Below are 18,133 nucleotides of genomic sequence, written 5' to 3'. Positions count from 1 at the left end.
AAGGGGAGAGGGAGATCACCGAAATCCCGGCCTCACACCGGCATGTTGTCGTGCTTGCGCGGGGGCTGCTCCAGCTTCTTGGTGCGGAGCATGGCGAGCGCGCGGGCGAGGCGGCGGCGGGTGGAGCGGGGGGTGATCACCTCGTCGATGAAGCCCCGCTCGGCGGCGACGAAGGGCGAGAGGAAGCGCTCTTCGTAATTCTTGGTCTGGGCGGCGATCTTCTCCGGGTCGCCCATGTCCTGGCGGAAGATGATCTCCACCGCGCCCTTGGCACCCATCACCGCGATCTGGGCGGTGGGCCAGGCATAGTTCACGTCCGCGCCCACGTGCTTGGAGGCCATCACGTCATAGGCGCCGCCGAAGGCTTTGCGGGTGATGACGGTGACCAGCGGCACGGTCGCCTGCGAATAGGCGAACAGGAGCTTGGCGCCGTGCTTGATGAGGCCGCCGTATTCCTGCGCGGTGCCGGGCAGGAAGCCGGGCACGTCCACGAAGGTGACGATCGGGATCTCGAAGGCATCGCAGAAGCGCACGAAGCGGGCCGCCTTGCGGGAGGCGTCACTGTCGAGCACGCCCGCGAGCACCATGGGCTGGTTGGCGACGAAGCCCACCGTGCGCCCTTCGATGCGGCCGAAGCCGGTGATGATGTTCTTCGCGTAGGCCGCCTGTATCTCGAAGAAATCGCCCTCGTCCACGACCTTCAGGATCAGCTCCTTCATGTCGTAGGGCTTGTTGGGATTGTCCGGCACCAGCGTGTCGAGGCTGGCGTCGGTGCGGCCCGGATCGTCGAAGGAGGGCCATTCGGGCACGCCGTCGATGTTGTTGGCGGGCAGGAAGTCGATGAGCCGCCGGGTCTCCAGCAGCATCTCCACGTCGTTCTCGAAGGCGCCGTCGGCCACCGAGGACTTGGAGGTGTGGACCTTGGCGCCGCCCAGCTCCTCGGCGGTGACGGTCTCGTTGGTCACCGTCTTCACCACGTCGGGGCCGGTGACGAACATGTAGGAGGTGTCGCGCACCATGAAGATGAAATCGGTCATGGCGGGGGAGTAGACGTCGCCGCCGGCGCAGGGGCCCATGATGAGCGAAATCTGCGGGATGACGCCGGAGGAGAGGACGTTCCGCTTGAACACCTCGCCGTAGCCGCCGAGCGCCGCCACGCCCTCCTGGATGCGCGCGCCGCCGGCATCGAACAGGCCGATGATCGGCGCCCGCACCTTCACCGCCATGTCCTGGATCTTGGTGATCTTGCGCGCGTGCTCCTCGGAGAGGGAGCCGCCGAACACCGTGAAGTCCTTGGCGAAGACGAAGACCTTGCGGCCGTTGATGGTGCCCCAGCCGGTCACCACGCCGTCGCCGGGGACCTTCTGGTCCTCCATGCCGAAGTCGACGCAGCGGTGCTGCACGAAGGTGTCGTATTCCTCGAAGGTGCCGCGATCGAGCAGCAGGCTGATGCGCTCGCGAGCGGTGAGCTTGCCGCGGGCGTGCTGCGCCTCGATGCGCTTGATGCCACCACCAAGGCGGGCGACACCCCGCCGGCTCTCGAGCTCCTCAAGGATGTCCTTCATGCCGGGCGCCTTTCAGTGGGGCCAGAGGTAGATTCAAGACTAGCGGGTTCCTGCGGTCGAGCCAGAGCTTTCCGGCTGGTTTCGCAAAGGCGTCCCGCACTTGCGTCGCAATCCGGCTAACAGGAGTTGCGACGCAGTGGAATATGTGAAAAATTGACAATGCGAATTGTAAATCGTTCACATTCCGGAACTCGAAGCTCTGGCGTCGCAGGACGTTAGGTCAGGCGCGGCGGGCTACCGCCGCACGTGCTGGAGGGGCCATGCGCCAGAAGGTGTTCGCCGGCCATGCGGTGCGCCGGCTGCGCGAGAAACTCGGATTGAAGCAGGGCGAGCTGGCACAGCGCCTCGCCGTCTCGCCCTCCTACATCAACCAGATCGAGAGCAACCAGCGCCCGCTCACGGCATCGGTGCTGATTGCCATCTCGCGCACCTTCGCGGTGGACATCACCTCCTTCGGCGCGGAAGACCTCGACCGGCTGGTGGCCGACCTGCGCGAGGCGACGGCCGATCCGCTGTTCAAGGACCTCGACCTCGGCCTTCAGGACATGAAGGCGGTGGCGAACCTCTCGCCCGCCTTCGCCCACGCCTTCCTGCGCATGCACGTCGCGCTGCGCCGCACGGCGGAATGGCGCGCCTCCCTCGACGACATGATCTCGGCCGGTGTCACGCCCGGCGCGGATGAGGCGAAGCTGATTCCGTACGAGGAAGTGCGCGACTTCTTCCATTACATTGACAATTACGTGGATGGCCTTGATCGCGCGGCTGAAAATGCCGCAACTTCACTTGGCATCATGGAGGGCGGGGACCCCGGCGCGGCCATCGCCGCCCACCTAGCCCGGCGCCATCAGGTGCAGGTGGAGATCGGCGCGGCGGACCCCGACGCCCCCCTCTCCCGCTACGATCCGCGGGCGCGGCGCCTCGTGCTCTCCGGCGTGCTGCCGGCGGCGACGCGGGCCTTCCGCATGGCGGTCACCATGGCCCAGCTGGAGCATGGCGCGCTGGTGGAGCACACGGTGTCCTCCGGCGCCTTCCGCAGCCAGACTGCGGCGGAGATCTGCCGGCTGGCGCTGCAGAACTATTTCGCCGGCGCGCTGATCCTGCCCTACCGCCGCTTCCTCGATCTCGCCCGCCGCCTGCGGCACGACCTCGACCGCATGGCGCTGGAGACCGGCGCGAGCCTGGAGCAGGTCTGCCACCGCCTCTCCACCCTCCAGCGTCCGGGGGCGAAGGGCGTGCCCTTCTATTTCGCCAAGGTGGACCGGGCCGGCAACATCACCAAGCGGCATTCGGCGACGCGCTTCCAATTCGCCCGCCACGGCGGCGCCTGCGCGGCGTGGAACGTCCACGAGGCGTTCGAGGTGGCGGGCCGCACGTTGGTGCAGGTGGGCGAGATGCCGGATGGGGCGCGCTACATCTGCCTTGCCCGCGCGGTGTCGAGCCCGGCGCTGCGTCATGGCCAGCCGGCGCGGGCCTATGCCTTCGGGCTCGGCTGCGAGGTCTCCTTCGCCCACGACATCGTCTATGCGGACGGGCTGGATCTCAAGGCCGCGCCGGTGGCCAAGCTCGGCGTCTCCTGCCGCATCTGCCCGCGCCGGGATTGCGACCTGCGCGCCTTTCCGCCCCTCGATCGCGACATCCGCATCGACGAAAACGTGCGCGATATCGTTCCGTTCACCATCTCCTGACGCAATTCGGCCGTGCCTGCGCTTGCGAAACGCCGCGCCTGCGCACACGAAACGCCACGAGGGCCGGTTTAAAGTATGGTCCTCGGCTCGATGCGAGTCGCATGGGAGTGATCCATGAGGGTGCTGAAGCTGGCCGGCTGGGTTGCCGGTTTGGCCATGGCGGGGATGGTTTCGGCGCAGGCCGCGCCGGCCTTCTCCACGGCAAACGTCAACATCCGGACGGGGCCGGATACCGAATTCCCCAGCCTCGGCGTCATTCCCGACGGCTCGCCCATCGAGGTGGAGGGCTGTCTCCAGGACGAGTCCTGGTGCGACGTCATCTGGCAGGATTTCCGCGGCTGGGTGTACAGCGAATACATCGGCTACGAGCAGCAGGGCCGCACCGCGGTGCTGCCGGACTGGGGTCTCGCCGCGGTCGGCGTGCCGGTGGTCGCCTTCGCGGCGTCGCAGTACTGGAACACCTATTACGTCAATCGCCCGATCTATGTGAACCAGCCCTGGTATGCCGATCGCTACCGCTGGGAGGTCTATAACCCGCGGCCGCGTCCCGGCTGGGGCCCGCCGCCTCCCGGCCCGCGTCCGCCCGGCTGGTGGCGCACCAATTACGTCCCGCCTCCGGGCATGCGCCCGCCGCCGGATGCCCCGCGCCCGCCGCCCAACTGGGGCCAGCCCGGTTATCCCGGCAGCCCCGGCTATCCGCCCGGCCGTCCCGGCTACCCCGGTGGTCCCGGTTATCCGGGCGGACCCGGCCAGCCCGGCGGTCCCGGCTATCCTGGTGGTCCCGGTCAGCCGGGCCAGCCCGGTGGTCCGGGCTATCCCGGCTATCCCGGCGGTCCCGGCCAGCCTGGTCAGCCGGGCGGTCCGGGTTATCCCGGTGGTCCCGGTCAGCCCGGCGGTCCCGGCGGTCCCGGTCGTCCGGGCCAGCCTGGTGTGCCTCCGGGTCAGGTTCAGCCCGGCCAGCCTGGTGTGCCTCCCGGACAGGGCCAGCCTGGCGGTCGTCCGGGCCAGCCCGGTGTGCCTCCGGGACAGGTTCAGCCTGGTCAGCCTGGCGGTCGTCCGGGTCAGCCTGGCGTGCCTCCGGGTCAGGTTCAGCCCGGCCAGCCCGGCGTGCCTCCCGGACAGGGTCAGCCCGGTCAGCCCGGCGGTCGTCCGGGTCAGCCCGGTGTGCCTCCGGGTCAGGTGCAGCCCGGCCAGCCCGGCGTGCCTCCCGGACAGGGCCAGCCCGGTCAGCCCGGCGGTCGTCCGGGTCAGCCCGGTGTGCCTCCGGGTCAGGTTCAGCCCGGCCAGCCCGGGGTGCCTCCCGGACAGGGTCAGCCGGGGCAACCCGGCCAGCCCGGCCAGCCGGGCGGGCGTCCGGGCCAGCCGTCGCCGGCCGAGCGCCAGCAGCAGTTGCGCCAGCAGCAGCAGGAGCTGAACCAGCAACGCCAGCAGCAGCAACAGCAGCTGCGCCAGCAACAGCAGGAGCAGATCCAGCAGCGCCAGCAGCAGCAACAGCAGATCCAGCAGCGTCAGCAGGAGCAGATCCAGCAGCGTCAGCAGCAGATGCAGCAGCAGCGTCAGCAGCAACAGCAGCAGATCCAGCAGATGAACCAGCAGCGTCAGCAGGAGATGCAGCAGCAGCGCCAGCAGTATCAGCAGCAGCGCCAGCAGCTGATTCAGCAGCAGCAACAGCAGCGCCAGCAGCAGCAACCCCAGCAGCAGCGTCAGCAGCCGCAGCAGCAACAGCAGCAGCCGCAGCAGCGCCAGCAGCCGCAGGGTGGCGGAGGCGGCAACCGCTGCCAGGGCCAGGACTGCCAGCAGCCCCGCTGACCCAGACTGAACGAGAAGGAGAGCCCGGCCGCAACGCCGGGCTCTCTGCTTTCAGGGCGGCGCCCATCGACGCGCGGCGCAAGGCGGGTTATGGGCTGGCCATGTCCGCGCCTTCCCGCAATGCTGCGCCCGTGCTGCGCTTCGCCCCGTCACCCACCGGGCTGATCCATGTGGGCAATGCCCGCACCGCGCTCCTCAACGCGCTGATCGCCCGCCGCGCCGGCGGTACCTTCATCCTGCGCTTCGACGACACGGATGCCGCCCGCTCCCGCACCGAATATGCCGACGCCATCGCCGCCGACCTCGCCTGGCTCGGCATCGCGCCGGACATCACCGTGCGCCAGTCGGACCGGATCGCGGACTATGAGGCTGCGGCGGAGCGGCTGAAGGCCCTGGGCCGCCTCTATCCCGCCTATGAGACCGAGGAGGAGCTGGACCTCAAGCGCGGCCTCCAGCGCGCCCGTGGCCTGCCGCCGGTCTATGATCGCGCCGCCCTCGCGCTCTCGCCCGAAGACCGCGCGCGGCTGGAGGCCGAGGGCCGCCGCCCGCACTGGCGCTTTCGGTTGGAGCATCGCGTGGTGGCATGGGACGACGGCGTGCGCGGCCCGCAGCAGGTGGACACCAGCACCCTCTCCGACCCCGTTCTGGTGCGCGCCGACGGCAGCTTCCTCTACACGCTCCCCTCGGTGGTGGACGATCTGGCGCTGGGCGTGACGCAGGTCATCCGCGGTGAGGACCACGTGACCAACACGGCGGTGCAGATCGAGATTTTCGCGGCGCTGGGCGGGCCGGTGCCGGGCTTCGCGCACCACAACCTGCTCACCCTGCCCTCCGGGGAGGGCCTCTCCAAGCGGCTCGGCCACCTCTCTTTGTCGGCGCTGCGCGAGGCGGGGCAGGAGGCGCTGGCGGTGGCCGCGCTCTCGGTGCTGGTCGGCACCTCCCATGCGGTGGAGGCGGTGGACAGCCTCGATGCATTGGCGGGGATGGTGGACCTCTCCGCCATCTCCCGCGCGCCCGCCCGGTTTGATCCGGCGGACCTCGATGCGCTCACCGCGCGCACCCTCCACATCATGCCCTTCGCCGCCGCCGCCGCGCGGCTTCAGGCGGCGGGCATCGGCGGCGGGGAAGCGTTCTGGCTGGCGGTGCGGGCGAACCTCGGGCGTTTCGAGGATGCACACGACTGGTGGGAGATCGTCGCGATGCCGCGGGCGGGCGTCATCGTGGACGCGGATCGCGCCTTCCTCGCTGAAGCCGCCGGCCTGCTGCCGGCCGAGCCGTGGGACACCGCCACCTGGAAGGCCTGGACGGGCGCGGTGAAGGCCGCGACCGGGCGGTCCGGCCGAGGCCTGTTCCACCCCCTGCGCCTCGCCCTGACTGGCCGCGAGACCGGCCCGGAACTCGCCGCCCTGCTGCCGCTGATGGGACGGGCAGGGGCGGAGTATCGGCTGAGGGGCGAGGTGGGATAGGGGGGGCGCGGACCACCGCTCATCCCGCCGTCGCCCTCCGGCTTGACCGGAGGGCCCATCCCGCCGGCACGGAAGCCTCCGGGGGCGTGACGAGCGTCTCAATGGGTCCTCCGGTCAAGCCGGAGGATGACGGCCGATCATGAAGCGCCTTCGGCGGCCCCTTGCGCTGGGCCCCGGCTCGCATTCCGCTTCGCTGCACGCGTCCGGGGCGCGAGGGCGGTGCCGCTCCTCAGTTCAGCGGCACCGTCACGAACTCCTGCTTGCCCTCGCCGTCGGAGACGAGGAACAAAGCGGAGCGCTTGCCGGACTTGCGCAGGGCGTCGATCTGCTTCTCCACGTCGGCGGGGCTCGCAACCGCCTCCTGGCCCACCTGCACGATGACCTGACCGGCCTTCAGCCCCTTGTCGGAGGCGGGGGAGGAGCGGTCGACGTCGGTGATGACGACGCCGGAAATCTCGCTCTTGATCTTGAAGCGCTTGCGCAGGTCGTCGCTCATGGCGGACAGCTCGATGCCGAGCGCCTTCTTGGGCGGCACCTTCTGCGCCTCGGGGGCGGGCTTGGAGGCTTCCGGCTTGTCGTCCTCGGGCATGCGGGCGACCTTGACGCGCAGGGTTTCCTCCTTGCCCTTGCGGATCACCACCACCTCCACCTCGCTGTCGGCCATGGTGTCGGCCACCGTGCGGGTGAGGTCGCGCACTTCCTTGATGTCGCGGCCGTTGAACTTGACGATCACGTCACCGGCCTTGACGCCGCCCTGGGCGGCCGGGCTGTTTTCCGTCACGACGCCGATGAGCGCGCCGCGCGGCTTGCCGAGGCCAAGGCTCTCGGCGATGTCCTCGGTGACGGGCTGGATGCGCACGCCGATCCAGCCGCGCCGGACTTCCTTGAACTGCTCGATCTGGGCGATCACCGGCTGGGCGGTGGCCGAGGGCACGGCGAAGCCGATGCCGATGGAGCCGCCCGAGGGGGAGATGATGGCGGTGTTGATGCCGATCACCTCGCCCTCCATGTTGAACAGCGGGCCGCCGGAATTGCCCCGGTTGATGGCCGCATCCGTCTGGATGAAGTTGTCGTAGGGGCCGGAATTGATGTCGCGGTTGCGGGCGGAGACGACGCCCACCGTGAGCGTGCCGCCGAGGCCGAACGGGTTGCCGATGGCCATCACCCAGTCGCCCACGCGCAGCTTCTCGCTGTCGCCGAACTTCACCGCCACGAGGGGCTTGGGCGGGTTGACCTTGAGCAGCGCGAGGTCGGTCTTGGTGTCGCGGCCGACCACCTCGGCCTTCAGCTTCGAGCCGTCGTTGAAATTGGCGAAGATCTCGTCGGCATCCGAGATGACGTGGTTGTTGGTGACGATGAAGCCGGACGGATCGATGACGAAGCCGGAGCCCAGCGAGGAGACGCGGCGCGAGCGCTGCTCGCTGCCATCCTCCGGGCGGCGCTTGAAGAATTCGTCGAAGAAATCCTCGTAGGGCGAGCCGGGCGGGAGTTGCGGCGCGGGCACCGAGCGGGAGGGGGCGACGTTCTGCGAGGTGGAGATGTTCACCACCGCGTCCATCACCTTCTCGGCCACGTCCGCCACCGTGTCCGGCCCCTTGCCGGGCGCGGCGTGGAGCGGCGCGCTGCCGATGCCGGCGAGGGCCACCGCCGCCGCCAGGAGCAGCGCGGGCAGCCGGGACCGGCGGGGACGGGAACGGGAAGGCACGAACGGTGCGGGCATGGCTGTCCTCGAAATCATCCCCTGAGGCTGCGACGCCAGCGCGCCGGGCGCAAGCCCCGCAATGCTCACGATCCAGCGGGCGGGGGAGGGGGACATTCGGGGACGATTGCGGCGGTCCTGCGCCGGCCGTCGCTTTCGGGGCAGCCCGGAATGCAAACGCCCGGGCGAGCCGGGTGACGACGCGCGTCGATGGAAAAGAAAACGGGGCCCGAAGGCCCCGTTGTCAGAAGCTAGGTCAGAAGCTGCGCACCAGGAACACCACCAGCACCCCCAGGGCGCCGACGCCGAGGCCGACGAGGCGCATGGGGGTTTCCGGCGCGTGCAGGACGGCGCGGATGGCCTTGCGCCACGCCGCCGGGAAGGCGGCGAGGCACAGGCCCTCGATGGCCAGCATCAGGCCGAGGGCGGCCAGAAGGTCCTTCATGCCGCCCGCCGGGCCGGTCAGTTGCCGGCCGCCGGCGCGGCGACGGGCGCGCCCGCGGCGGGGGCTCCCGTCGGGTTCTGGAAGAAGCGGAAGAAGTTCGAATCCGGCGCCAGCAGCATGCGGGTGTCGGACGACTTCATGCTCGCCTCATAGGCCTGCATGGAGCGGTAGAAGGCGAAGAAGTCCGGATCACGCTGGAAGGCGTCGGCGAAGATGCGGTTGCGCTCCGCGTCGCCCTCGCCGCGCAGCTGCTCGCCCTTGGAGTTCGCCTCCGCCACCACGATGGTGACTTCGCGGTCGGCCCGGGCGCGCAGGCGCTGGGCGGCCTCGTTGCCCTGCGCGCGGATTTCCGCGGCTTCCCGCTGGCGCTCGGTCTGCATGCGCTGGAACACCGCCTGGCTGTTGGCCTCGGGCAGGTCGGCGCGGCGGATGCGGACGTCCACCACGGTGATGCCGAAGTTGGCCGCCTCACGGTTCACCTGCTCGTTGATCTGCCGCATCAGCCCTTCGCGCTGGTCGCGCACCACGCTGATGAAGGTGTTCTCGCCGAGCACCCGGCGCAGCGCCGAGTTGAGCACCGTGGAGAGACGGGAATTGGCGCCCTGCACCGTGCCCACCGACTGGTAGAAGCGCAGCGGGTTGGTGATGCGGTAGCGGGCGAAGGCGTCCACCACGAGGCGCTTCTGGTCTGCCGCGATCACCTCCTGCTGGGGGTTTTCCAGGTCGAGGATGCGGTTGTCGATATAGACCACGCTGTCGATGAACGGCACCTTCCAGTGCAGTCCGGGCGAGGTCACGGGCGCCAGCGGCTCGCCGAGGCGCAGCACCAGCGCCTGCTGGGTCTGGCTGACGATGTAGGCCGACGAGTAGACGAGGACGAGGGCGATGACGCCGAGGACGGCGAGGACGCCGCCGTAGACCGGATTTCTCATCGGGCGGCTCCCTGGGGCTGCGTGGCGGGCGCCGGGGTGCGGCGGGACTGGTCGGCAAGCGGAAGCACGGGCACGATCCCGCTGCCGCCCTGACGGCTGGCGGCCGGATCGACCAGCACCTTGTCCACGCTGCCGAGCACGCGCTCCATGGTTTCGAGGTACATGCGCTCGCGCGTGACCTCCTTCGCCTTCTGGTACTCGTCATACACCTTGAGGAAGCGGGCGGCCTGGCCGCGGGCCTCCACCACGGTCCGCTCGCGATAGGCCTGGGCCGCATTCTCGATGCGGGAGGCTTCGCCGCGGGCCTCGGGCAGTACCCGGTTGGCGTAGGTCTGGGCCTCGTTCTGGGTGCGCTCGGCGTCGGCGCGGGCGGCCTGGACGTCACGGAAGGCGTTGATGACGGCCTCCGGCGGGTCGACCTTCTGCAGCTGCACCTGGGTCACCTGCACGCCGGCCTTGTAGCTGTTGAGCACCTGCTGCATCAGCTCCTGGACGCCGGTCTCGATGCCCTGGCGGGCGCCGGTGAGGATGGGCTGGATGTTGGTGCGGCCGATGACCTCGCGCATGGCGCTCTCGGCCACCGCCTTGATGGTGCCCTCGGGGTTCTGCACGTTGAACAGGTATTCCTCGGCGTTGTTGATGACCCAGAACACCGAGAAGTCCACGTCCACGATGTTCTCGTCGCCGGTGAGCATCAGGCTCTCCTCGGCCACGTCGCGCATCACGGCGGTGTTGCGGCGCGTGTCCTCGCCCACCCGCATGCCGATGTCGATGCGGTTGACAAACGTCACCTTGGGGGTGAGCACGGTCTCGACGGGGTAGGGCCAGTGATAGTTCAGGCCCGGCTGGGTGATGCCGACGAACTTGCCGAAGCGCAGCACCACGCCCTGTTCGTCGGGCAGCACGCGGTAGAATCCGGAGAGGAACCAGCCGGCCACCACGAGCGCGATGACGAGGATGATGCCGTTGGTTCCAAACGAGCCCGGCATCATGGTGCGCAGGCGGTCCTGGCTGCGGCGGATCAGGTCTTCAAGGTCTGGCGGCGTCGGTCCCGATGAAGAGGGTCCCGAACCCCAGGGACCCCGCGGCCCATTACCCCATGGGCCGCCACTCTGATTCTTCCACGACATCCGTCGTCTCCCGTGGGCGGTGCCGCCACCGGCACCCGCGTCGCTGTTCCTGCCACCGGCGCGGGTGCGGACAGGCCGCACGCTAGCACGCCGCCCGCAGCGGGTCGCCCACGGCAAGCGGCTCCACTCGGGAAGGCGCATGCCGGGAAAACCCGTTCGGCGGAGAGGACCGGGACGTGGCGCGCCGCGTCAGGCCTGCCCCGCCGGGCCAGGTGGTTATAGGAAACCGCGCACCGCCTTTCAACGCGATGCGCGGTCAGCTCAGTCCGCAGATAAGGTTGACCTCGCGCTTACGCAACGGGAGGGCTGGAGACCTGGATGCGTTCTCCTGCGGCCTGGGCGCGCGCCTGGGACGCGGCGCCGCGATAATGGTCGAGCACGAACAGGCGGATGGCGGAGGAGAGGTTCCCCTGCGAACGGCCGGAATCGATGGTCGCCACGAGATCGGACAAGGTGAGCCGGCGGCCGCTGGCAATCTCCTTCAGAGCCTCCCAGAAGGCATCTTCGAGACTGACGCTGGTCTTGTGCCCGGCGATGACGATGGATCTTTTAACCACGGGGCTTTTCATGTTCATCCCTCTCGGTCAGGGCGTGGCCCTCAAGGTGGCGCTCTTGCCGCGCGAGCTCGTCCGCAGATTGCTGACGCTCAGCCTTGGTCCGACCGAATCGGATCCGGTTCTGGCTGGCTGCCGCATCAGCCGCCTGACGGGCCCGCGCTTTGCGCGCCCGGTGAAGATTGACCACGTCGCCCAACGCTTGCCTCACCTTGCCGCCGGATTCCTCCGCGCCGACGGCAGATGATCTTCTGTACGGCCGGCGTCACGCGTCAGGCCACTTAGCCCGCAGAGAATTTTACCTCATTGAGCACAGTCAAGATATGGCTAAATTCCGCGGAGGTAACATCCCCCGGCTACCTCTCTGGAACTATTTTAGGGTGGAACTCCGCCTCCCCCACGGGCGGCCAGCTGTGCTAAGAGCCGGCCCGCCCGCGTCTTAAGGAAAGGCTCGCCATGACCACCCGCACAGAGACCGATACCTTCGGTCCCATCGAAGTTGAATCCGACCGCTATTGGGGCGCGCAGGCGCAGCGCTCGCTCGGCAACTTCAAGATCGGCTGGGAGAAGCAGCCGCTGCCGGTGGTGCGCGCCCTCGGCATCGTCAAGCGTGCCGCTGCGGAAGTGAACCGCGACCTCGGCCGCCTCGATCCCAAGATCGCCGACGCCATCGTCGCGGCGGCGCAGGAAGTGATCGAGGGCAAGCTCGACGCCAACTTCCCGCTGGCCGTCTGGCAGACCGGCTCCGGCACCCAGTCCAACATGAATGCAAACGAGGTGATCTCGAACCGGGCCATCGAAATGCTCGGCGGGGAGATGGGCTCCAAGAAGCCCGTGCATCCCAACGATCACGTCAACATGAGCCAGTCGTCCAACGACACCTACCCCACCGCCATGCACATCGCCTGCGCGGAGGAGATCGTCCACCGCCTGCTGCCGGCGCTGAAGCACCTGCACGGCGCGCTCGCCGCCAAGTCGGCCGAGTGGAAGGACATCATCAAGATCGGCCGCACCCACACCCAGGATGCGACGCCCCTGACGCTGGGCCAGGAATTCTCCGGCTACACCCAGCAGGTCGAGAACGGCATCAAGCGCATCGAGATGACCCTGCCGGCGCTCATGGAGCTGGCGCAGGGCGGCACCGCCGTCGGCACCGGCCTCAACGCCCCCGTCGGCTTCGCCGAGCAGGTGGCGGCCAAGATCGCCGGCATCACCGGCCTCGCCTTCACCTCGGCACCCAACAAGTTCGAGGCGCTCGCCGCCCATGACGCCATGGTGTTCTCGCACAGCGCCATCAACACGGTGGCGGCCTCGCTGTTCAAGATCGCCAACGACATCCGGCTGCTCGGCTCCGGCCCGCGCTCCGGCCTCGGCGAATTGTCGCTGCCCGAGAACGAGCCCGGCTCGTCCATCATGCCGGGCAAGGTGAACCCCACCCAGTGCGAGGCGCTGACGCAGGTCTGCGTGCAGATCTTCGGCAACAACGCCGCGCTCACCTTCGCCGGCAGCCAGGGCCATTTCGAGCTCAACGTCTACAATCCGGTGATGGCCTACAATTTCCTCCAGTCCGTGCGCCTGATGGCGGACGCGGCCATCAGCTTCACCGACAATTGCGTGGTCGGCATCGAGGCGCGCGAGGACAACATCAAGGCGGCGCTCGAGCGCTCGCTGATGCTGGTCACAGCGCTCGCCCCGAAGATCGGCTACGACAACGCCGCCAAGATCGCCAAGACCGCGCACAAGAAGGGCACCACCCTGCGCGATGAGGCCGTGGGCGGCGGCTACGTGACCAACGAGGAGTTCGACGAGGTGGTGCGCCCGGAGAAGATGATCTCTCCCGGCTGATCGCTTTCCGACGGTTGAAGTCTTGGCGGCGGCACCCGGCCCGGGTTGCCGCCGCCTTCGTTTTCGGGCCTGCTCCGCCGGCGCGGAAGAGGGCAGGGCAAGGGGACTAGAATGGCGGACCTCACCGAGATCGACATCGCGGCGCTGAACCCCACCCAGCTCACGCTGGGTCTTGAGGAGGTGGAGCGTCGCGCCGCGCAGATGCGCAAGCTCTCCCGCCGCGAGCTGAGGACGCTGAAGGAAAGCAAGCCGGTGCCCTATGTGGTGGGGCCGAAGCGCCGGCTCTACATCGTCGACCACCACCATCTGTGCCGGGCGCTGCTCGCCATCGGCGAGGAGACCGTTCTCCTGGGCGAGGCGCGGGCCGACTGGTCGGACCTCGACCTGAAAGCCTTCTGGCACCGCATGGAGACCGAGGGACTGTGCTGGCCCATCGACGTGGATGGCAACCGACGCCCCTGCCTGAAGATCCCCGGCCATGTGAGCGAGCTCACCGACAACCCGTGGCGTACCTTGGCCCGCGGCGTGCGCGGGAAGGCCTATGCCAACGAGGACACGCCGTTCCAGGAATTCATGTGGGGCAATTACTACCGCTCCTTCATGACCACGCGGCTGCTGGAGACCGACATCGCGCTGGCCGAGAAGCTGGCCGTGAAGGTGTCCCTGCTGGACGAGGCGCAGGATCTGCCGGGGTATCTCGGCGCGGTGTGAGGGCCCTCACACCGGCAGGACGATGTCGCCATAGGCGGCGAGGGTGCGGTCGGCGGTGAGAAGGCGCAGGGGCTCGCAGAGCGCCTGCGCCACCAGCATCCTGTCGAAGGGATCGCGGTGAATGGGCGGCAGATCGAGCACGGCCCGCGCGTGGGCGTGGGTGATGTCCAGCCGCTCGACGCCCGTCGACGCGAGCACGGCGAGAAGCCGGTCCATGTCGAGCGTGAGCTTGCCCAGCGCGACCTTGATGGACATTTCCCAGATGCTCGCCGCGCTCACATGAAGGGCCGTGGCATCTTGCATGGCTTTGGCCGCCGCCGCCGGTAGCCTGCCGTCGCCCGCGAGCGCGAAGAGCACGATGTTGGTGTCGAGGAGGAGCCTCACCCCTCCCTCTCCACAGGGTGCGTCTCCACCGGGTCCGGATCCGCGCCACCTTCGAAGGCGGAGAGCACGTCCTCCGGCAGCGGGGCGTCGAAATCGGCGGCGAAGCCGATTTCCCCGGCCATGGCGCCGATGAGGGTGAGATCGGCCGGTCTCGAGCCGAGGGGCACGAGCTTCGCGACCGGCGTGCCGGACTTGGAGATGATGAAGCTCTCGCCCCGCGCCGCCGCATCCACCAGCCGGGAAAGATGGGTCTTGGCCTCGTAGAGATTGACCTGCTTCATGGGCCGCAGGATAAGCCCCTGACCAACTTTGGTCAACAACACCCGCGCCCCGCACCCTCAGTGACTTTCCCGATGACTGACGGGGACGCCCACCGTGCTATAAGCGCCCCGTTGCGCCTCGGCGCCGGGAAGTGTTTGGACTTGGAGAGGCCAACCATGTCTACCGCTCGCGTTTCCATGATGTTTCAGGGCTTCGCCCGCCTGCGGGCACCGCTGTTCGCCATGCTTGCCGCGCTGACGCTGGCGGGCTGCGGCGTCAATGTGATTCCCACCGAGGAAGAGCGCGCCAAGGCGGCGTGGAGCGAGGTGCTGAACCAGTACCAGCGCCGCTCGGACCTCATTCCCAATCTGGTGGAGACGGTGAAGGGCTATGCCGCCCAGGAGAAGGACGTGCTGACCTCGGTGATCGAGGCGCGCGCCAAGGCCACCTCCATCAAGGTCGATGCCTCCACCGTCACCGACCCGGCGCAGTTCAAGCAGTTCCAGGACGCGCAGGCGGGGCTGTCGTCCGCGCTCGGACGGCTGATCGCGGTGTCGGAGGCCTATCCGGACCTGAAGTCCAACGCCAACTTCCTCGCCCTCCAGTCGCAGATCGAGGGCACGGAGAACCGCATCGCCGTGGCGCGGCGCGACTATATCGAGGCGGTCAGGGTCTATAACACCGAGCTGAAGACCTTCCCCGGGGCGCTCTGGGCCGCCACCCTCTACCGCGCCTACAAGCCCATGGAGACCTTCACCATCTCCGAGCAGCAGATGCAGGTGCCGAAGGTGAAGTTCAACTGAGCGCGGAGTGACGGCGATGGGCCGCCAGATGGGCCATCTGCGCGTATTCGGGGGGCGCGGGCCTGCCGGCCGGCTGGCGGTCGTGCTGGCCGGCCTGCTGGCGCTGTGCCTTGCCATCGCGCCCGTCGCCGTCGCGCCCGCATGGGCGGAGCTGACCTTCCCGCCCCTCAGCGGGCGGGTGGTGGACGCCGCCCACGTGCTCGATGCCGGCACCGTCGCCGCGCTGGACGCCAAGCTCGCGGCGCAGGAGGCGAAGGCCACCGACCAATTGGTGGTGGCCACCATCCCCTCGCTGCAGGGCACCTCCATCGAGGATTACGCCAACCGCCTGTTCCGCACCTGGCAGATCGGGCAGGCGAAGAAGAACAACGGCGTGCTTCTCCTCGTCGCCCCCGCGGAGCGCAAGGTGCGCATCGAGGTGGGCTACGGGCTGGAAGGCATCCTCACGGACGCGGTGTCGGCCACCATCATCCGCAACGCCATCGTGCCCGCCTTCAAGTCTGGCGACATGGCGGCCGGCATCGTCAAGGGCACGGACGCCATCCTCGAAATCCTGAACCTCGACCCTGACGAGGCGAAGGCCCGCGCGAAGCAGCTGGAATCCTCCGACTGGACGGAAGAGGAGGTGGACAACCTCATCTTCTTCGCGGTGATGGTCATCTTCATGGGCTTCATCATCTGGCGCGTCATGCGCGGCGGCGGTCCGGGCGGCCCTGCGGCCCGCAGGCGGCGGGGCGGCGCGGTGGCCGGAGGTCCGATTTCGTGGGAATGGGGGACCGGCAGCAGCTCCGGCTGGTCCGGCGGCTCTTCCGGCGGCGGCTGGTCGGGCGGTGGGGGCTCGTCCGGCGGCGGCGGCGCTTCGGGCGATTGGTAGCCCGCCCTTGCGATTTTACCGTGTGCCTGCAAACTGCGGTTCCCGCTGGCGCGGGGGAGAGCTTCCGTGAACGAGCAGACCGCCACGACGACCACCACCCAGGATGCGGGCCGCTACGGCCTGCCGCAACACGCGCTCCAGCGTATCGCCGAGGCGGTGACGCAGGCGGAGGCCAGGACGTCCGCCGAAATCCGGGTGGTGGTGACGCGGGCGCCGCTGGTGCAGCATCCCTTCTTCTCCATCCTGTGGGCGTCCCTTGCGGCATTGGTGCTGCCGTGGCTCGTCGTCCTCGCCTATCCCATGCCGGCGCTTTCGGCGCTGGCGCTGCAGTCCATGCTGTTCGTCATCCTCGCCGCGGCGCTGCTGATGCCCGGAGCGGCGGAGAAGGCGGTGCCCCGCCTCGCGCTCAAGGCGGCGGCGCGCAACGCGGCCATCGAGACTTTCCTGAGCTACGGCATCCCGCAGACCAAGGGCCGCACCGGCATCCTCATCTTCGCCGCCGCGCGTGAGCGGCTGGTGGAGGTGGTGGCGGACGATGCCGCCCACGGCCCGCTGGGCGCCGCGGCGTGGCGCGACATCTGCGATGCGGTGGCCGCCCGTGCCCGCGAGGGCAGCCTCGCCGAAGGGCTGGTCGCCGGTGTCGAGAAGGCCGGTGAACTCCTCGCCGGCCCCCTGCCGCGCCGGCCCGATGACCGCAACGAGATGCCGAACCACGTGGTGGTGCTCTGACGCGGCGCGGCCTGCCCTAGCCGAAGGTCGTGCGGCATCGCCGATTCTGAGGGGCGCGAGCGCCTTTCCATCGGCCGCGCTGCGGCATAGATTGCGCCCCCGAGCCTTCGGGGCTCATCCAAGGCAAAGGGCTTCTTCTCATGACCAAACCCGCCGTTCGCGTCGCAGTCACGGGCGCCGCCGGTCAGATTTGCTATTCTCTCCTTTTCCGCATCGCCAACGGCGACCTGTTCGGCAAGGACCAGCCGGTCATCCTCCAGCTTCTCGACCTCCCGCAGGCGCAGGGTGCCGTGAAGGGCGTGGTGATGGAGATCGAGGACTGCGCCTTCCCGAATTTCGCGGGCGTGGTCATCACCGATGATCCCAAGGTCGCCTTCAAGGACATCGACGCCGCGATTCTCGTGGGCGCCCGTCCCCGCTCGAAGGGCATGGAGCGCGCCGACCTCCTCTCCGCCAACGCCGAGATCTTCAAGGTCCAGGGCAAGGCGCTGAACGAGGTGGCCAAGCGCGACGTGAAGGTGCTGGTGGTCGGCAACCCGGCCAACACCAACGCCTACATCACCGCCAAGAGCGCCCCGGACCTGCCGGCCCGCAACATCACCGCCATGCTCCGCCTCGACCACAACCGCGCGCTGTCGCAGTTCGCGGCCAAGGCCGGTGTCGAGAGCAAGGACATCGAGAAGGTGGCGGTGTGGGGCAACCACTCCCCGACCATGTATGCGGACTACCGCTTCGCCACCGTGAAGGGCAAGCCGCTGCCGGAGCTCATCAACGACGAGACCTGGTATCGCGAGACCCTGCTGCCGACCGTCGGCAAGCGCGGCGCGGCGATCATCGAGGCCCGCGGCCTGTCGTCCGCGGCGTCTGCGGCCAACGCTGCCATCGACCACATGCACGACTGGATCCACGGCACCGCCGGCAAGTGGGTATCCATGGGCGTCGCCTCCGACGGCTCCTACGGTGTGCCCGAGGGCATCGTTTTCGGCATGCCTGCCATCTGCACCGCGGGCGAGTATGAAGTGGTCCAGGGCCTGCCCATGGACGACTTCTCCAAGACCCAGTTCGACAAGACCCTCAAGGAGCTGCTGGAAGAGCGCGACGGCGTCGCCGCCCTCCTGGCCTGATTCCTTTAAAATCGCCCCCTCCCGCGCCGCGGGCGGGGGCATTCGTTAAAAAAGAATGAATTACCGGCAGGGTGGGGGCGATTTATGGCTTCGGTCACGCCTTCGTAAGCCTCAAAG

At 68.7% G+C, this 18,133-nt stretch carries 18 protein-coding genes; 9 read left to right on the top strand and 9 right to left on the bottom strand.

Annotated elements, in window-relative coordinates; genetic code table 11:
• Positions 1–32 precede the first annotated feature (32 nt).
• Complete coding sequence (locus ACT54R_RS01895) at positions 33–1,565, bottom strand: acyl-CoA carboxylase subunit beta (protein ID WP_168460432.1); 1,533 nt, start codon at positions 1,563–1,565, stop codon at positions 33–35.
• A gap of 260 nt (positions 1,566–1,825) precedes the next feature.
• Between ACT54R_RS01895 and ACT54R_RS01890 the strand changes: the two genes are divergently transcribed.
• From ACT54R_RS01890 to ACT54R_RS01880, 3 genes are all read left to right on the top strand, one after another.
• Entirely contained in the window at positions 1,826–3,250 is a 1,425-nt protein-coding gene (locus ACT54R_RS01890) for a helix-turn-helix domain-containing protein (protein WP_476322876.1), read from the top strand.
• A gap of 156 nt (positions 3,251–3,406) precedes the next feature.
• A complete protein-coding gene (locus tag ACT54R_RS01885; RefSeq protein WP_476322873.1) occupies positions 3,407–5,059 on the top strand; it encodes an SH3 domain-containing protein in 1,653 nt (550 codons plus the stop codon).
• Positions 5,060–5,160: 101 nt separating this feature from the next.
• The gene (locus tag ACT54R_RS01880) at positions 5,161–6,525 is read left to right on the top strand and encodes a glutamate--tRNA ligase (protein WP_476322870.1); all 1,365 of its coding nucleotides are present in this window, start codon (positions 5,161–5,163) and stop codon (positions 6,523–6,525) included.
• A gap of 229 nt (positions 6,526–6,754) precedes the next feature.
• On the opposite strand, the gene ACT54R_RS01875 is transcribed toward ACT54R_RS01880, so the two are convergent.
• The 6 genes from ACT54R_RS01875 to ACT54R_RS01850 all read right to left on the bottom strand — a co-directional run bounded on the left by ACT54R_RS01875 (position 6,755) and on the right by ACT54R_RS01850 (position 11,475).
• Entirely contained in the window at positions 6,755–8,245 is a 1,491-nt protein-coding gene (locus tag ACT54R_RS01875; RefSeq protein WP_476322867.1) for a DegQ family serine endoprotease, read from the bottom strand.
• Between the two features lie 235 nt (positions 8,246–8,480).
• Positions 8,481–8,669 (bottom strand): DUF2065 domain-containing protein, encoded by a 189-nt coding sequence (locus ACT54R_RS01870; protein WP_168460424.1) that lies wholly within the window; start codon positions 8,667–8,669, stop codon positions 8,481–8,483.
• Between the two features lie 17 nt (positions 8,670–8,686).
• Positions 8,687–9,601: a protease modulator HflC gene (hflC, locus tag ACT54R_RS01865; RefSeq protein ID WP_168460422.1), complete on the bottom strand. Its 915-nt coding sequence runs from the start codon at positions 9,599–9,601 to the stop codon at positions 8,687–8,689.
• Complete coding sequence (hflK, locus tag ACT54R_RS01860; RefSeq protein WP_168460420.1) at positions 9,598–10,731, bottom strand: FtsH protease activity modulator HflK; 1,134 nt, start codon at positions 10,729–10,731, stop codon at positions 9,598–9,600. Before hflK ends, hflC begins: the two co-directional genes overlap by 4 nt.
• Positions 10,732–11,021: 290 nt before the next feature.
• Complete coding sequence (locus tag ACT54R_RS01855; RefSeq protein WP_476322862.1) at positions 11,022–11,300, bottom strand: ribbon-helix-helix domain-containing protein; 279 nt, start codon at positions 11,298–11,300, stop codon at positions 11,022–11,024.
• Positions 11,281–11,475 carry a DUF4169 family protein gene (locus ACT54R_RS01850; RefSeq protein WP_476326342.1) on the bottom strand — a complete coding sequence of 65 codons (195 nt, stop codon included), beginning with the start codon at positions 11,473–11,475 and terminating at the stop codon, positions 11,281–11,283. The genes ACT54R_RS01855 and ACT54R_RS01850 overlap by 20 nt, the downstream gene beginning before the upstream one ends.
• Before the next feature lie 266 nt (positions 11,476–11,741).
• Here ACT54R_RS01850 and fumC point away from each other — a divergent pair, with 266 nt between their 5' ends.
• Both fumC and ACT54R_RS01840 read left to right on the top strand, forming a co-directional pair.
• Entirely contained in the window at positions 11,742–13,130 is a 1,389-nt protein-coding gene (gene fumC / locus ACT54R_RS01845) for a class II fumarate hydratase (protein WP_476322860.1), read from the top strand.
• Between the two features lie 111 nt (positions 13,131–13,241).
• Positions 13,242–13,841, top strand: a complete 600-nt coding sequence (locus tag ACT54R_RS01840; protein ID WP_476322857.1) for a ParB-like protein — start codon at positions 13,242–13,244, stop codon at positions 13,839–13,841.
• Positions 13,842–13,847: 6 nt separating this feature from the next.
• On the opposite strand, the gene ACT54R_RS01835 is transcribed toward ACT54R_RS01840, so the two are convergent.
• Positions 13,848–14,225, bottom strand: coding sequence for a type II toxin-antitoxin system VapC family toxin (locus ACT54R_RS01835; RefSeq protein WP_476322854.1), 378 nt, complete (start codon positions 14,223–14,225; stop codon positions 13,848–13,850).
• Complete coding sequence (locus ACT54R_RS01830) at positions 14,222–14,506, bottom strand: type II toxin-antitoxin system Phd/YefM family antitoxin (protein WP_476322851.1); 285 nt, start codon at positions 14,504–14,506, stop codon at positions 14,222–14,224. The genes ACT54R_RS01835 and ACT54R_RS01830 overlap by 4 nt, the downstream gene beginning before the upstream one ends.
• A 156-nt stretch (positions 14,507–14,662) precedes the next feature.
• Between ACT54R_RS01830 and ACT54R_RS01825 the strand changes: the two genes are divergently transcribed.
• From ACT54R_RS01825 to ACT54R_RS01810, 4 genes are all read left to right on the top strand, one after another.
• The gene (locus ACT54R_RS01825; protein ID WP_476322848.1) at positions 14,663–15,289 is read left to right on the top strand and encodes a LemA family protein; all 627 of its coding nucleotides are present in this window, start codon (positions 14,663–14,665) and stop codon (positions 15,287–15,289) included.
• 16 nt (positions 15,290–15,305) lie between these two features.
• A complete protein-coding gene (locus ACT54R_RS01820; RefSeq protein ID WP_476322845.1) occupies positions 15,306–16,163 on the top strand; it encodes a TPM domain-containing protein in 858 nt (285 codons plus the stop codon).
• A 66-nt stretch (positions 16,164–16,229) separates the two neighbouring features.
• Complete coding sequence (locus ACT54R_RS01815; RefSeq protein ID WP_476322842.1) at positions 16,230–16,892, top strand: TPM domain-containing protein; 663 nt, start codon at positions 16,230–16,232, stop codon at positions 16,890–16,892.
• Positions 16,893–17,032: 140 nt separating this feature from the next.
• Positions 17,033–18,016 carry a malate dehydrogenase gene (locus tag ACT54R_RS01810; RefSeq protein ID WP_024278436.1) on the top strand — a complete coding sequence of 328 codons (984 nt, stop codon included), beginning with the start codon at positions 17,033–17,035 and terminating at the stop codon, positions 18,014–18,016.
• Positions 18,017–18,133 lie beyond the last annotated feature (117 nt).

This window comes from Xanthobacter sp. DMC47, assembly GCF_056313845.1.
This window is presented reverse-complemented; position numbering and strand designations above follow the sequence as displayed.

Excerpts from the sequence above, each read along its gene's own strand:
- ACT54R_RS01895 (WP_168460432.1), bottom strand. The coding sequence starts at position 1,565 with ATGAAGGACATCCTTGAGGAGCTCGAGAGCCGGCGGGGTGTCGCCCGC.
- ACT54R_RS01890 (WP_476322876.1), top strand. The coding sequence starts at position 1,826 with ATGCGCCAGAAGGTGTTCGCCGGCCATGCGGTGCGCCGGCTGCGCGAG.
- ACT54R_RS01885 (WP_476322873.1), top strand. The coding sequence starts at position 3,407 with ATGGCGGGGATGGTTTCGGCGCAGGCCGCGCCGGCCTTCTCCACGGCA.
- ACT54R_RS01880 (WP_476322870.1), top strand. The coding sequence starts at position 5,161 with ATGTCCGCGCCTTCCCGCAATGCTGCGCCCGTGCTGCGCTTCGCCCCG.
- ACT54R_RS01875 (WP_476322867.1), bottom strand. The coding sequence starts at position 8,245 with ATGCCCGCACCGTTCGTGCCTTCCCGTTCCCGTCCCCGCCGGTCCCGG.
- ACT54R_RS01870 (WP_168460424.1), bottom strand. The coding sequence starts at position 8,669 with ATGAAGGACCTTCTGGCCGCCCTCGGCCTGATGCTGGCCATCGAGGGC.
- hflC (WP_168460422.1), bottom strand. The coding sequence starts at position 9,601 with ATGAGAAATCCGGTCTACGGCGGCGTCCTCGCCGTCCTCGGCGTCATC.
- hflK (WP_168460420.1), bottom strand. The coding sequence starts at position 10,731 with ATGTCGTGGAAGAATCAGAGTGGCGGCCCATGGGGTAATGGGCCGCGG.
- ACT54R_RS01855 (WP_476322862.1), bottom strand. The coding sequence starts at position 11,300 with ATGAAAAGCCCCGTGGTTAAAAGATCCATCGTCATCGCCGGGCACAAG.
- fumC (WP_476322860.1), top strand. The coding sequence starts at position 11,742 with ATGACCACCCGCACAGAGACCGATACCTTCGGTCCCATCGAAGTTGAA.
- ACT54R_RS01840 (WP_476322857.1), top strand. The coding sequence starts at position 13,242 with ATGGCGGACCTCACCGAGATCGACATCGCGGCGCTGAACCCCACCCAG.
- ACT54R_RS01830 (WP_476322851.1), bottom strand. The coding sequence starts at position 14,506 with ATGAAGCAGGTCAATCTCTACGAGGCCAAGACCCATCTTTCCCGGCTG.
- ACT54R_RS01825 (WP_476322848.1), top strand. The coding sequence starts at position 14,663 with ATGTCTACCGCTCGCGTTTCCATGATGTTTCAGGGCTTCGCCCGCCTG.
- ACT54R_RS01820 (WP_476322845.1), top strand. The coding sequence starts at position 15,306 with ATGGGCCGCCAGATGGGCCATCTGCGCGTATTCGGGGGGCGCGGGCCT.
- ACT54R_RS01810 (WP_024278436.1), top strand. The coding sequence starts at position 17,033 with ATGACCAAACCCGCCGTTCGCGTCGCAGTCACGGGCGCCGCCGGTCAG.